Source organism: Arthrobacter sp. B3I4 (assembly GCF_030816855.1).
Lineage (GTDB): Bacteria > Actinomycetota > Actinomycetes > Actinomycetales > Micrococcaceae > Arthrobacter.
Genome location: NZ_JAUSYK010000001.1, coordinates 177,808 through 190,923 on the forward strand (window position 1 = coordinate 177,808; position 13,116 = coordinate 190,923).

General features: G+C 67.1%; 10 protein-coding genes, 1 tRNA gene and 1 pseudogene. 8 read left to right on the top strand and 4 right to left on the bottom strand.

The window, feature by feature from the left end; genetic code table 11:
• Positions 1–24 precede the first annotated feature (24 nt).
• The 3 genes from QFZ61_RS00840 to QFZ61_RS00850 all read left to right on the top strand — a co-directional run bounded on the left by QFZ61_RS00840 (position 25) and on the right by QFZ61_RS00850 (position 4,393).
• Positions 25–777 (top strand): FadR/GntR family transcriptional regulator, encoded by a 753-nt coding sequence (locus QFZ61_RS00840; RefSeq protein WP_307032456.1) that lies wholly within the window; start codon positions 25–27, stop codon positions 775–777.
• Positions 778–804: 27 nt separating this feature from the next.
• Positions 805–3,663, top strand: coding sequence for an FAD-binding and (Fe-S)-binding domain-containing protein (locus QFZ61_RS00845; protein ID WP_307032458.1), 2,859 nt, complete (start codon positions 805–807; stop codon positions 3,661–3,663).
• A 118-nt stretch (positions 3,664–3,781) separates the two neighbouring features.
• Positions 3,782–4,393, top strand: coding sequence for a dihydrofolate reductase family protein (locus QFZ61_RS00850; RefSeq protein WP_307032460.1), 612 nt, complete (start codon positions 3,782–3,784; stop codon positions 4,391–4,393).
• 203 nt (positions 4,394–4,596) lie between these two features.
• On the opposite strand, the gene QFZ61_RS00855 is transcribed toward QFZ61_RS00850, so the two are convergent.
• A tRNA-Thr gene (locus QFZ61_RS00855) sits at positions 4,597–4,673 on the bottom strand.
• 148 nt (positions 4,674–4,821) lie between these two features.
• Positions 4,822–5,712, bottom strand: a complete 891-nt coding sequence (locus tag QFZ61_RS00860) for a DsbA family protein (RefSeq protein WP_307032462.1) — start codon at positions 5,710–5,712, stop codon at positions 4,822–4,824.
• A 310-nt stretch (positions 5,713–6,022) separates the two neighbouring features.
• Here QFZ61_RS00860 and QFZ61_RS00865 point away from each other — a divergent pair, with 310 nt between their 5' ends.
• Together QFZ61_RS00865 and otsB are read left to right on the top strand one after the other, a co-directional pair.
• Entirely contained in the window at positions 6,023–7,432 is a 1,410-nt protein-coding gene (locus QFZ61_RS00865; RefSeq protein ID WP_307037937.1) for a trehalose-6-phosphate synthase, read from the top strand.
• Positions 7,422–8,234 carry a trehalose-phosphatase gene (gene otsB, locus QFZ61_RS00870; RefSeq protein WP_307032464.1) on the top strand — a complete coding sequence of 271 codons (813 nt, stop codon included), beginning with the start codon at positions 7,422–7,424 and terminating at the stop codon, positions 8,232–8,234. Before QFZ61_RS00865 ends, otsB begins: the two co-directional genes overlap by 11 nt.
• Position 8,235: 1 nt before the next feature.
• On the opposite strand, the gene QFZ61_RS00875 is transcribed toward otsB, so the two are convergent.
• Positions 8,236–9,213, bottom strand: a complete 978-nt coding sequence (locus QFZ61_RS00875; RefSeq protein ID WP_307032466.1) for an MIP/aquaporin family protein — start codon at positions 9,211–9,213, stop codon at positions 8,236–8,238.
• 159 nt (positions 9,214–9,372) lie between these two features.
• On the opposite strand from QFZ61_RS00875, the gene QFZ61_RS00880 reads away from it, so the two are divergent.
• The gene (locus QFZ61_RS00880) at positions 9,373–9,774 is read left to right on the top strand and encodes a hypothetical protein (protein ID WP_307032468.1); all 402 of its coding nucleotides are present in this window, start codon (positions 9,373–9,375) and stop codon (positions 9,772–9,774) included.
• Positions 9,775–9,812: 38 nt separating this feature from the next.
• Here the strand turns inward: QFZ61_RS00880 and QFZ61_RS00885 are convergent, their stop codons facing one another.
• A complete protein-coding gene (locus QFZ61_RS00885; RefSeq protein ID WP_307032470.1) occupies positions 9,813–10,223 on the bottom strand; it encodes a VOC family protein in 411 nt (136 codons plus the stop codon).
• 263 nt (positions 10,224–10,486) lie between these two features.
• On the opposite strand from QFZ61_RS00885, the gene QFZ61_RS00890 reads away from it, so the two are divergent.
• Together QFZ61_RS00890 and QFZ61_RS00895 are read left to right on the top strand one after the other, a co-directional pair.
• A complete protein-coding gene (locus QFZ61_RS00890; protein ID WP_307032472.1) occupies positions 10,487–11,569 on the top strand; it encodes an ABC transporter ATP-binding protein in 1,083 nt (360 codons plus the stop codon).
• Positions 11,570–11,689: 120 nt separating this feature from the next.
• Positions 11,690–13,103 (top strand): annotated as a pseudogene (locus QFZ61_RS00895) (DUF4032 domain-containing protein).
• Positions 13,104–13,116: the final 13 nt, after the last annotated feature.

A 13,116-nucleotide genomic window follows, 5' to 3' on the forward strand; every position in this document is an offset into this window, starting at 1 on the left:
CCTACCCGTTGGAAGGAAGCACCCGTGACAGCCGCCGAAGCAGGAGCTGCCCCCCGCCGTCGTACCTATGACGCGCTCCTGCGGGACATCGAGGCGGATCTGCGCTCCGGCAAGATCACCCTCGGTGACCGCCTGCCGGGCGAGCGGACACTCGCCGAAAACTACGGCATTTCCAGGGCGTCGGTGCGGGAAGCGATCCGGATTCTGGATGCCATGGGCGTCGTCCGCAGCTCGGTCGGTTCGGGACCCACGTCGGGCGCCATCGTCATCTCCGATCCCTCCGCGGGCTTGTCCTCCGCCCTGCGGTTGCACGTCGCGAGCAGCCGGCTGCCGGTCGAGGACATCGTGCAGACGCGTATCCTGCTCGAAACCTGGACGGCGCAGGCCGGGGCGGCCCGGACCGGCGGCGAGGAGGAACTGGAGCAGGCAGCCCAGCTGCTGGAGGCCATGGACAACCCGGATCTGGACCGCGCCTCCTTCCACGAACTCGACGCGCGGTTCCACGTTGCGCTGAGCTCGCTGGCCGGGAACGCCGTCGTGGCCACGATGATGGAATCGCTCAGCGGTTCCATCGTCGGGTACGTCAAGGGCGCGATGGACGCAATGGAGGCCTGGCCGGACGTGCTGTCCGTGCTCCGGGCCCAGCACCACGGCATTTTCGACGCCGTCGAGGCACGGGACGGCGAGCTCGCAGCCCGCCTCCTGCGCGAGCACATCGAATGGTTCTACCAGCGGGCGCGGGAAGCGACCCCGCCGCAGCAATCTCCCACCCCGTAGCACTTCCGAAAGACCCTGGAGCAGCGCATGACAACCACGGCGGCAGCCACATCCCCGATCGGCCAGCTGGACTTTGACCAGCTGGGGCTGGACACCGTCAGCACCCGGGACTTGGACCGCCGGGCCATGGCGCACGACGCCTCGCACTACCTGTTGATCCCCCAGGGCGTCGCCACCCCGCGCACCGCCGAGGACGTCGCGGCCCTGCTGCGGCGCAGCCGCGAACTCGGCCTTCCGGCCACCTTCCGTTCCGGCGGCACGAGCCTGTCCGGCCAGGCACTCAGCGACAGCCTGCTGATCAACACCCGCCAGCACTTCCGCGGCGTCGAAGTCCTCGACGGCGGCGCCCGGGTCCGCGTCCAGCCCGGCGCCACGGTCCGCAGCGTCAACGCCCGGCTGGCCGCCTTCGGCCGCAAACTCGGCCCCGATCCGGCCAGCGAGATCGCCTGCACCGTGGGCGGCGTAATCGCGAACAACTCCTCCGGGATGGCCTGCGGCACCGAGTTCAACACCTACCGCACACTGGAGTCGATGGTGCTGGTCCTGCCCTCCGGCACGGTCATCGACACTGCAGCCCCCGACGCTGACGCGCGGCTGCGGGAACTGGAACCAGACCTGCACGAGGGCCTGCTCCGGCTGCGCCGCCGGGTAGCCGGGAATGCCGGTTCCGTGCGGACCATCACCGCACTGTTCTCGATGAAGAACACCATGGGCTACGGCGTGAACTCCTTCCTGGATTACGAACGCGCCGTAGACATCCTGATGCACCTCATGATCGGTAGCGAAGGCACCCTCGGCTTCGTTGCCGAGGCGGTGTTCCGCACTGTTGAGGTGAAACCCGCCGTCGCCACGGGCCTGTTGGTCTTCAACACGCTCGCCGCCGCGACCGCTGCATTGCCGGACCTCGGGGGCTCCGGCCTGGCGACCATTGAGCTGATGGACGCGGCAGCGCTGAAGGTCGCCCAGCTCGCCGCCGACGCCCCGGCAGCCATCCGTTCCCTTCCCGTGCACGGACACACCGCCCTGCTGATCGAACACCAGGGCACCGACGCCGAGGAGCTGTCCGCCAAGCGGCGGGCCTCGCAGGAGCTTTTCGAGTCGCTGGACCTGGCCTCGCCGTTCGCGCTGACGACCGACCCCAAGGACCGTGCCGCGCTGTGGCACGTCCGCAAGGGCCTCTACACCACGGTGGCCGGCGCCCGCCCGTCCGGAACCAACGCACTGCTGGAAGACATCGTGGTCCCGGTCCCGGCGCTGGCTGACACCTGCGGTGAACTGACGCGGCTCTTCGCCGAACACCGTTATGAGGAGTCGGTGATCTTCGGGCACGCGAAGGACGGCAACGTCCACTTCATGCTCAACGAACGCTTCGACGACCCGGCCCAGCTGCTGCGCTACCAGGCCTTCACCGATGACATGGTGGACCTGGTCCTCGGCGCCGGCGGCTCGCTCAAGGCCGAGCACGGCACCGGACGGATCATGGCGCCCTTCGTCCGCCGCCAGTACGGCGACGAGCTTTACGAGGTGATGAAGGAGATCAAACGGCTGATCGACCCTGCCAACCTGCTGAACCCGGGTGTGCTCCTGGCCGAGGAACCGCTCTCCTACATCGAGAACCTCAAGGTGGCGCCGACCGTCGAGGAAGAAGTGGACCGCTGCGTCGAATGCGGTTACTGCGAACCGGTCTGCCCCAGCAAGGACATCACCCTCACGCCCCGGCAGCGCATCGTGCTGCGCCGCGAGATCGCGGCCGCGGAACAGCGCGGCGACACCGCCCTCGCCGCCCGGCTGCGTAAGGACTACGACTACGACGGCGTGCAGACCTGCGCCGCTGACGGTATGTGCGTCACCGCCTGCCCGGTGCTGATCAACACCGGGGACCTGGTGCGGCGGCTGCGGAAGGAAAACGCGAACGCCGTCGCCGAGGCCGGCTGGAGCGCCGCCGCGGACCGCTGGGGCGCCGTCACTGCCGGCGGCGGGCTGGCCCTGACCGTGGCGAAGGCGATGCCGGCTCCCCTGGCGAAGGCAGCGACCGCCGTCGGGCGTGCCGTGCTGGGCGCTGAGACTGTGCCGGCCTACGACGCCGTGCTGCCCGCCGGCGGCTCCAGGCGCCGGCCACGCCAGGACCCGGACAGCATCGCGGTGTTCTTCCCCGCCTGCATCGGCACCATGTTCGGGCCGGCGGATGCGCCCGGCGGCACTGGGAAAGGTACGGGGAAAGGGTCCGCGCAGGCATTCCTGGACCTCTGCGAGCGCGCCGGCATTGGACTCACTGTTCCGGAGGGCATCGAGAGCCTGTGCTGCGGCACCCCGTGGAAGTCCAAGGGCTTCTCGCAGGGCTACGCTGCCATGTCCATGAAGGTGCTGGACGGGCTGTATGCGGCGAGCGGCCAGGGCCGGCTGCCGGTGGTGTGCGACGCCGCCTCCTGCACCGAGGGCCTGGACACCATGAAGCGGCTCGCCGCGGAGTCCGGGGAACGCTACGCCGGCCTGCGCTTCGTGGATTCGGTGGAGTTCGTCCACCAGCACGTGCTCGGGAAGCTCACGGTGACTTCGCCGGTGGGCTCGATGGCCCTGCACCCCACCTGCTCCTCCACCCAGCTGGGGACCAACGGCGCCTTGATGGACATCGCCCGGACGGTCACAGAGGACGTGTTCGTGCCGCTGAACTGGGGCTGCTGTGCCTTCGCCGGTGACCGGGGGCTGCTGCACCCGGAGTTGACCGACTCCGCCACGGACAAGCAGGCGCGCGAAATCAACGAGCGTGAATTCGACGCCTACGCCTCGACCAACCGCACCTGCGAACTGGGCATGTCCAAGGCCACCGGCCACTCCTACCGCCACCTGCTGGAAATCCTCGAGGAGGCCACGCGGCCTGTGGGGTGAGTCGTGTCCCGGAGTTTTGCGGCCGCACCGAAACCCGTTGCGCCCCAGGGGACGCTGTGCCAGCCTCAAAGTAATCCCGCCGCGCGGGCGCCGGCGGGCGCCAGCGAAGGAGCACAGCATGGGACTGATCCATATCGACCTTTTCACAACCCTCGACGGCGTCGCCCAAGCACCCGGCGCCCCGGAGGAGGACCCTGACAGCGGATTCACGTTTGGCGGCTGGCAGGCGCCGCTCATCGACGAGGTCGTCGGCAGCCAGGCCGACGCCGGGATGGCGGGGATGGATGCGCTGCTGCTGGGACGCCGCACCTACGACATCTTCGCCGCGTACTGGCCGCATCAGGACGGAAACATCGCCCGGCTGTTCAACAACATCCCGAAATACGTCGCTTCGCGCAGCACGCCCACCCTCGAATGGGCCGGTTCCACCCTGCTCGGCCCTGACACCGCCGCCGCCGTAGGGAAACTTCGGGACCGTCACGAGCACGTGCACGTCATCGGCAGCCTCGACCTCGTGCAGACCCTCTTCGCCGAACGGCTCTTCGACCGGCTTACGCTCTGGGTCTACCCGATCCTGCTCGGCAGCGGCAAGAAGGTCTTTGCCGACGGCGTGGTCCCGACGAACCTTCGGCTCATCGAGCCCGTCGTCGCCTCACCCAAGGGCGCCGTGATGCATCGCTACGCCTTGGCCGACGGCACCCCCGGCGTCGGGAACATGGCCGCCCGCTGAGAGGTCCTAGGAACTGGCCGGCGGGCCCGGGGAGAGTGTCCGTCCGGGGCGGCTTTGCGGCCTGCTGGGTCCTTTTTGAGGGCGTTGGCTGCGGCGCGTCCCTGTCAAAGTGCCCCGAATCTGCCGCACCGGGACCGGCCCGAGGCCTGCGCATAAAAGAAACCCCTCCGTTCCGGGCAAATTGCCGGAACGGAGGGGTTCGTTGGGGCCCCCTGTCGGATTCGAACCGACGACCCCCGCTTTACAAGAGCGGTGCTCTGGCCAACTGAGCTAAGGAGGCAATCCGCCGTCGTCGTTTCCCCAGAGGGCCGGACGTTGACAGCTAGATAAGGGTAGCCCACGGACGCCTGCCGGTAAAAAACACCGGCAACGAAACAGCCCGGCCCCGGAGATGGAATCCGGAACCGGGCTGCTGCCGCGCGGGGCGGTTACTTCTTTGCGTCGACCGCGGCCTGCAGGAACTGGTCGAACGGAGTCTGGGCACTGTCACCCTTGCCCCACTGCTTGCCATCGACGAAGACGGTCGGCGTACCGGTCACACCGATGGACGCCGCCTCCTGCGTCGTGTACTTCACGTACGGGCGGTAGGTCTTGTCATCCACGCACTTGTCGATGCTCTTCGCGCCGACGTCGGTGGCCATCTTCTTCAGCTCGTTGTCCGGAAGGCCGGCGCCGCCTTCGGCCGGCTGCTTCGCGAACAGCGCGTCGACAAACGCGGCATACTTCTCCGGCGATTCGTTCACAACGCACGCAGCGGCGTTGGCTGCCCGGGAGGAGTAGTTGGTGCTCGAACGGCTGTCCAGGAAGCCAAGCGGCCGGTATTCGACGGTGATCTTGCCGTCGTTGCGCAGCTTGGTGAGCGTCTCGTTGTACCGGGCCTCAAAGTCCTTGCACACCGGGCAGATGAAGTCGATGTACAGAACCACCTTGACCGGCTTGCCGGCTTCGGCCTCCGCGCCGGGTGCCTTGATCTCTGCCGGCGGGGTGGCAGGAGCGGACGGCAGGTCAGCGAGCTTGACGGTGGCCGGGTCGGACTTCGCCACCTCGGAGTTGGCCAGCAGGGTGACCCCGCCGTGGACGTTCCCGTTCGCCGGCGTCGGACCGGAATCGGCGACCGGGGCGTTGTTCTTGATGTTCGAGGTGACCACCAGGGCGACAATCACGATGATGGCGACGACGGCCGCGACGATGCCCCAGCCGATGAGCAGCTTGTTGCGCTTGTCCTTTTTCAGCTGCGCTTCACGGATCTCACGGGCTTTCTCGCGGGCCGCGGCGGTGCGCTCCGCTTTGGACTGACGGGGTTCGTTTGCGGGGCTCATTAGTTCCTCGGGTCGATCGGCCTGGAAGGGTCCACTGGGTGGCAACTTCATCATTTTAGGGGAGAAACCTCGGAGCTTGCGCTTTCAAGTTCCTTCCGTGAGCCCAACGGACGAATAGCACGGAAGATTCCGCCCGGCTAGGGTGGACAGGAGCCACAAGCGACCCCAGGGGGCACCAATGCAAGCAACCGAGTACACGGAGCAACGCGCCGAGCAGGGCACTGCGCGGACGTCCGACGGCGGGACGGACAGCGCGGCGACCGCGGAACAGCACCCGGACGCGTCCGGGTCCGGCGACCACTTTGATTTCATGGTGGTGTCAAACCGTTTGCCCGTGGACCGCTGCGCCGCTGATGAGCCCGGCTGTGAAGACGGCTGGCGCCGCTCCCCCGGCGGCCTGGTGACTGCGCTGGCCCCGATGATGACGAAGACCGACGGCGCATGGGTGGGCTGGCACGGCGCGCCGGACGAGCACCTCGAACCGTTCAGCCACGGCGGCATCGACCTCATCCCGGTCCAGCTCAGCACCCGCGACGTCGAGTTCTACTACGAGGGCTTCTCCAACGCCACCCTCTGGCCGCTCTACCATGACGTGATCGCCCCGCCGGAGTTCCACCGCACCTGGTGGGATACTTACCGGAAGGTCAACAAGCGCTTCGCCGACGCCGTGATCCGCCACGCGGCCCAGGGCGCGACCGTCTGGGTGCAGGACTACCAGCTCCAGCTGGTCCCGAAGATGCTCCGTGAGGAAAGGCCCGACCTCAGGATCGGGTTCTTCAACCACATCCCTTTCCCGCCGCCGGAGATCTTCGCGCAGCTGCCCTGGCGCCGGGCGATCATCGACGGCCTGCTGGGCGCGGATCTGGTGGGTTTCCAGCGCAGCAGCGACGCCGGGAACTTCATGCGCTCGGCCCGCCGCTTCCTCGGCGCCAGCGTGAAGCAGCAGCAGGTCCACGTCCGCGGCGCCGACGGTGAGACCACCCACATCGCCCGTGCCCAGGCCTTCCCGATCTCAATTGACGTGAAGCAAATCAGCGAACTGGCACGGAACCCGGAGATCATCGAACGCGCCAAACAGATCCGCATAGACCTCGGCAACCCCAAAACCATCCTGCTCGGCGTCGACCGGCTGGACTACACCAAGGGCATCCGGCACCGGCTCAAGGCCTATGAGGAACTGCTGCAGGACGGCAAGGTCACCGTCGAGGACGCCTCCCTCATCCAGGTGGCCAGCCCCAGCCGCGAGCGCGTCGAACAGTACCGCCTGCTGCGGGAGGAAATCGAAGGCACCGTCGGCCACATCAACGGCACCTACGACACGATGCAGAACACCGCTGTCCGCTATCTGCACCACAGCTACCCGGTGGAGGAGATGGTCGCGCTGTACCTGGCTGCCGACGTCATGCTCGTCACCGCACTGCGCGACGGCATGAACCTCGTCGCCAAGGAGTACGTCACCGCCCGGACCAACAACGACGGCGCCTTGGTGCTGAGCGAGTTCGCGGGAGCCGCGGACCAGCTCAAGCAGGCGCTCCTGATGAACCCGCACGACATCGACGGGCTCAAGGACACGGTCATGCGGGCCGTCAACATGCAGCCCGCGGAAGCTGCACGCCGGATGCGGGCCATGCGCAAGCAGATCCTGGACCACGACGTCGACCTCTGGTCCGCGGACTTCCTTCGCGCACTGCAGGAGAAGGTGGTCCGTGATGACTCCTGAGAACGACCCGGCCCGGCCCATGCTGTCCCTCAGCCCTGAGCTGCTGGCGGCCGTGCACCGCGCCGCCGGCACGGAGCAGCTGCTGGTGGCGATGGACTTCGACGGCACCATGGCCCCGCTCGTGGACCACGCGGCGGATGCCCGCTCGCTGCCCCGTTCCGCCGCCGCGTTCGCCGCCCTCGCGGAGCTTCCGCGGACGACGACGGCCCTGATCTCCGGACGTGCCCTGGACAGCCTCCGGGCGGTCGCCTCGCCGCCGGAAAAGACCCTGTTGATCGGCAGCCACGGCGCGGAAATCTGGATGGGCCCCGGCTCCGCCGAACTCCAGCTCGACGACGCCCAGCGGGAACTGCTGGCCGAAGTGCGGCAGCAGCTGGCCGAGATCGTGGACCAGGCTCCCGGCACGTTGTTGGAGGACAAGCCTGCCGGCGTCGTGCTGCACACCCGGCTCGCCTCCGACGACGTCGCCGAGGACGCGGTCGCCGCCGCGAAGGCGGCCCTGCAGGACCGCCCGGGAGTCTTCCTCAAGACCGGGAACCGGGTGCTGGAGACCGCCGTCGTCCACGCTTCCAAGGGCGACGGTGTTGCGTTCCTCCGGCAGGCCAGCGGCGCCACCGCCGTCGTCTTCGCCGGCGACGACACGACGGACGAGGACGCCCTGCACCGTCTCATCCCCGGGGACGTCGGCGTCAAAGTGGGCCTGGACTTCACCCAGGCCGAGTTCCGGGTGGAAGCGCCCGTGCATGTGGCCGAACTGCTGGAAGCCCTGCTGCGGGAGCGGACGAAGGCCGTCGGCGCCTGAGCTAGATCTGGGCCTCCCGTGTGGCCTGGGACGACGGGGGTGTCTCCCCGCCGGCCCGGCCCGGAGGCGTCGATTCCTGCAGCTTCTCGCGCGCGTGCAGCACGTCGCCAACAAACCAGTCATAGAGCAGCACACCGATCATGCCGCCAATCAGCGGACCGATGATGGGCACCCAGAAATACCAGCTGAAGGCTCCGTCAACTGTCCCCGGCAGGGCCGTCTGCCCCCACCCCGCCAGCCAGGCGAATAGCCTCGGCCCGAAATCACGGGCCGGGTTGATGGCGTAACCGGCGTTGGCGCCGATGGACATGCCGATGGCCGCAACGGCCAGGCCGGTCATGAACGGGCCGAGGTTCGCCTGCACAGCCGTGTTGCGCATGTCGATGATGGCGACGACGAACATGAGCAGGAATGCCGTTCCGGCGATCTGGTCAACGAGCGGCCCCACGGGGTTGCCGTTGAAGTACGGCGCCGGGAAAGTGGCGAAAATCGAGTAGGTGGCCAGGCCTTTCGGGTCCGCGCGTCCGGTCCCCGCCGCCTTGTTATAGGCGTCAATGGCGTCGTGGTACAGCAGGTACACTATCGCGGCACCGGCGAAAGCCCCCAGCACCTGGGCAACGATATACGGCCCCACCTTGTTCCAAGGAAACTTCCGCCGCAGCGCAAACGCCACCGTGACGGCCGGGTTGATGTGGGCGCCGCTGACGCCGCCGGCGACGTAAATCGCCAGGGTCACCGCCAGGGCCCATCCCCAGGTAATCAGCAGCCAGTCTCCGGCGGCCATAAAGATCGTTGTCGGCGTCTGTGCCCTGCCTGATCCTGGCAACGCTGCGACGGCCATGGCCACTACGCCGTCGCCAAAGACAATTAGCACGAACGTGCCAAGAAATTCTGCAAGAAGTTCGCCCCAGGTCCCGCCCAGCCGCTTGAGGCCACTGCCGTTCCGGACCGCATTTCTTAATGGACTGATGTCACTCATCGTGATCGGCTCCTCGAGTCATCTGCTCCATATCGTCAATTGACAACCCCAGTAGTTTTATGCTACCCCTCTCAACTTCTCCTGTCGGGAAGTCGCGCTCCTCGCTAGACTGGAAGTGCGCCGCATAGACGCAGATTTCGTTTCGGGAAGGGAACGATCATGAGTGACAGCAGCGGCATTAACACCCCGGACCGGTCTGGCTCGGACGCGGAGCCCGAGGAAAAAGACCTGCGCGGCAGGTACGTTGAGGGCAACTTCGGGAAGGCCGGCGCCGAACGCGGCCGCCGCGCCGATGACGAAGAGGGTCAATACATCGAAGGCAACTACGGTGAAGCCGGCAGTGAAGGCGGGATCCCCGAGCCGCTGGGTGACAAAGCCCGCGAATCGGGCCGGTACGTAAAGGCCAACTACGGCCAGGCCGGATCGGTTCCCGGACGGACAGCCGAATCGGAGATCGGCCGGTACTCGGAAGGTAACTACGGGGCGGACGGCACGGTGGATCCCACGCGCAAAGCCCATACCGGCAAAGAGGCGAAACCAGAATCAACCGACCCGCAGTAGGTGCCTTTTCCACCCCTCAGAACAACAGCAGGTGCCCCTCAGCCGACCGGATCGGCCGGCTCGTATCCGATGAGCCAGTGCAGTCCGTGTCGGTCTACGACCTGCCCGTCTGAAGCGCCCCACGGCTTCGGCGCCAGGGGGTCGACCACCCGGCCGCCGGCGGCGAGTTTGTCGAACCAGTCGTGGAGCGTCGCCGGTTCGGCGGTGCCCAGCAGGGACAGCATGAGGCCCTCGCAGCGCACAGTTTTCTCGCCTGCCGCCGCGTCCGATCCGGCCAGCGCCACCGCGCCCCGAAGTTCCCCGTGGGCGATGGCCTCCGGCGGCCCGTCGCTGCGGCTGAAGTCCTCATAGGTGAACAAGGCAAGCTCCCCGCCGAAGATATCAGCGTAGAAGCCGAGCGCTTCCCGCGCCGTACCGGGGAAACTGACGTAGATCTGCAATGCCGACATGCGCACAGCCTACACACCGGTTCCTTCTGCGGGGTGAGGGACATCATGTGTGGGATCGGTAACCTTTCGCCCCGCAAGCGGAAAATCTGACATACTCTGTATGTGACGCGGCGCACAGCTACCGTGCGGCGTCGCTTGCTACTCCTCGGCTTCGGCCGGGGAGTACGCGTGACCGGCCCAGCCGGAAGCGTCATAACTGGATACTAAGAACCATTCACTACGGATCGTCCGGCACGTACCTGCCGGTGAAGGGATTGATAACTGTGGCAACAGTTACTTTTGACAACGCAACACGTTTGTACCCGGGCACCGAGAAGCCCGCTGTTGACAAGCTCAACATCGAAATCGCCGACGGCGAGTTCCTGGTCCTCGTTGGACCCTCCGGCTGCGGAAAGTCGACCTCCCTGCGTATGCTCGCGGGTCTTGAGGACGTCAACTCCGGCCGGATCCTCATCGGTGACCGCGACGTCACCGACATGCCGCCCAAGGACCGCGACATCGCCATGGTGTTCCAGAACTACGCCCTGTACCCGCACATGACGGTTGCAGACAACATGGGCTTCGCCCTGAAGATTGCAGGCGTCAGCAAGGAAGAGCGCGCCGAACGTGTCCGCGAAGCCGCCAAGCTGCTCGACCTCGAGCCGTACCTGGACCGCAAGCCGAAGGCCCTCTCCGGCGGTCAGCGCCAGCGCGTCGCCATGGGCCGCGCCATCGTGCGCAACCCGCAGGTGTTCCTGATGGACGAGCCGCTCTCCAACCTTGACGCCAAGCTCCGCGTTCAGACCCGCACCCAGATCGCGTCGCTGACCCGTCGCCTGGGCGTCACCACCGTCTACGTCACCCACGACCAGGTCGAGGCCATGACCATGGGCGACCGCGTCGCCGTGCTCAAGGACGGCCTGCTGATGCAGGTGGATACCCCGCGCAACCTGTACGACAAGCCCAAGAACGTCTTCGTCGCCGGCTTCATCGGCTCCCCGGCCATGAACCTGCTGGAACTTCCCGTCGTCGACGGCGGCGTCCAGTTCGGCGGCACCATCTACCCGGTCCCGCACGACGTCCTCGAAGGGGCCAGCGGCAAGACCGTGACGCTTGGCTCCCGCCCGGAGGACCTCGAGACCGTTGCCCAGGGCGAGGGCCTTCAGGTTGAGGTCGACGTCGTCGAAGAGCTCGGCGCCGACGCCTACGTCTACGGCCACACCACCCTTGACGGCAAGGACCACGACATCGTGGCCCGCGTCGACGGCCGCCGTCCTCCGATGAAGGGTGAGACCGTCTGGGTCCGTCCGCAGTCGGGCCACGTGCACCTGTTCGACACCAAGACCGGCCTGCGCCTGGGCGACTGACGCCACGGCTCTTGCGGTGGCGGTCCTCCTACGGGGGGGCCGCCGTCGGCCTTTAACCGGTCTTTTTAGGCGTGCCCCGCTCCGGTACGGGAGAATTGCCTCATGACCGAGGAAAACCGCATGAGCGAGGACAACGGTGCCCAGTGGCACGACGAACCGACTGATTACGGACAGATCGGCAAACTGCCCCGGTACGTCGCCGCCAGCGCCAACGACGGCAAGGGCCTGTCCAGCTCGCTGAGCATCACGGCCGCCGCCACCGACCCGGAGCTGCTGGACCTGCCCTGGCACATCGCCCTGGAGGACTGGCCCGCCGACTACCTCGCGGCGCTCCCCCGCGGCATTTCCCGGCACATCGTGCGTTTCGCGCACCTCGGCGGATCCGTAATCGCGATCAAGGAAACCTCGGAACACATCGCCCGGCATGAGTACCACATGCTGCGCAAGCTGGCCCGGCTGGATGTCCCGTGCGTGGAGCCGGTGGCGGTCATCACCGGCCGCACCACCCCGGAAGGCCGGCCGCTGAACCCCGTGCTGGTCACCCGGCACCTGAAGTTTTCGATGCCGTACCGCGCGCTGTTCTCCCAGATGCTGCGCAAGGACACCCTGACCCGCCTGATCGACCGCGCAGGCCCTGCTGCTGGTCCGGCTGCACCTGATCGGTTTCTACTGGGGCGACGTCTCGCTCTCCAACACCCTGTTCCGCCGCGACGCCGGCGCGTTCGCCGCCTACCTCGTGGACGCCGAGACGGGAGAGCTGTACCCGGACCTGTCCACCGGGCAGCGCGAGTACGACCTCGAAATCGCCCGGGTCAACATCGCCGGGGAACTCATGGACCTGCTCGACGGCGGCCTGATCGAGGAGAAAGTGGACCCGGTCGCGACCAGCGAGCTGATCATGGAAAGCTACCGGCGTCTCTGGGCGGAGCTGACGGAGAAGGAATCCTTTGAGATCGGCGAGCGCTGGCGGGTGGCCGCGCGCATCCGGCGGCTCAACGAACTCGGCTTCGACGTCGAGGAATACGCGATCAAGACCACCCAGAACGGCTCCACGATCCAGCTCCAGCCCAAGGTGGTGGACGCCGGTCACCACCAGCGCCGGCTGCTGCGCCTGACCGGCCTGGATGCGCAGGAGAACCAGGCCCGCCGGCTGCTCAACGACATGGACTCGTTCCGCGCGGACAACAACCCGGGCATGGACGAGGAGTACAGCGCGCACCTCTGGCTGAGCCAGATCTTCGAGCCGATTGTCCGTTCCATCCCCCGCGACCTGTCCGGCAAGCTGGAGCCGGCCGAGGCCGTGCACGAGATCCTTGAGCACCGCTGGTACATGTCGGAAAAGGAGAACCGGCACATCCCGCTGGCCGAGGCGGTGCAGTCCTACATCGATTCCGAGCTCCGGCACCGCCGGGATGAGGCAGCGATCATGCTCAACCCGGACACCGAGCTGCTCAAGATCCTTGAGGTCGAGACCGAGGAGTCCCGCTACGGCGACGACGAGGCGGACGACGAATACCCGGACGCCGACGACTGATCATCCCGGGCTG

Excerpts from the sequence above, each read along its gene's own strand:
- QFZ61_RS00845 (WP_307032458.1), top strand. The coding sequence starts at position 805 with ATGACAACCACGGCGGCAGCCACATCCCCGATCGGCCAGCTGGACTTT.
- otsB (WP_307032464.1), top strand. The coding sequence starts at position 7,422 with ATGACTCCTGAGAACGACCCGGCCCGGCCCATGCTGTCCCTCAGCCCT.
- QFZ61_RS00865 (WP_307037937.1), top strand. The coding sequence starts at position 6,023 with ATGGTGGTGTCAAACCGTTTGCCCGTGGACCGCTGCGCCGCTGATGAG.
- QFZ61_RS00885 (WP_307032470.1), bottom strand. The coding sequence starts at position 10,223 with ATGTCGGCATTGCAGATCTACGTCAGTTTCCCCGGTACGGCGCGGGAA.
- QFZ61_RS00880 (WP_307032468.1), top strand. The coding sequence starts at position 9,373 with ATGAGTGACAGCAGCGGCATTAACACCCCGGACCGGTCTGGCTCGGAC.
- QFZ61_RS00875 (WP_307032466.1), bottom strand. The coding sequence starts at position 9,213 with ATGAGTGACATCAGTCCATTAAGAAATGCGGTCCGGAACGGCAGTGGC.
- QFZ61_RS00860 (WP_307032462.1), bottom strand. The coding sequence starts at position 5,712 with ATGAGCCCCGCAAACGAACCCCGTCAGTCCAAAGCGGAGCGCACCGCC.
- QFZ61_RS00850 (WP_307032460.1), top strand. The coding sequence starts at position 3,782 with ATGGGACTGATCCATATCGACCTTTTCACAACCCTCGACGGCGTCGCC.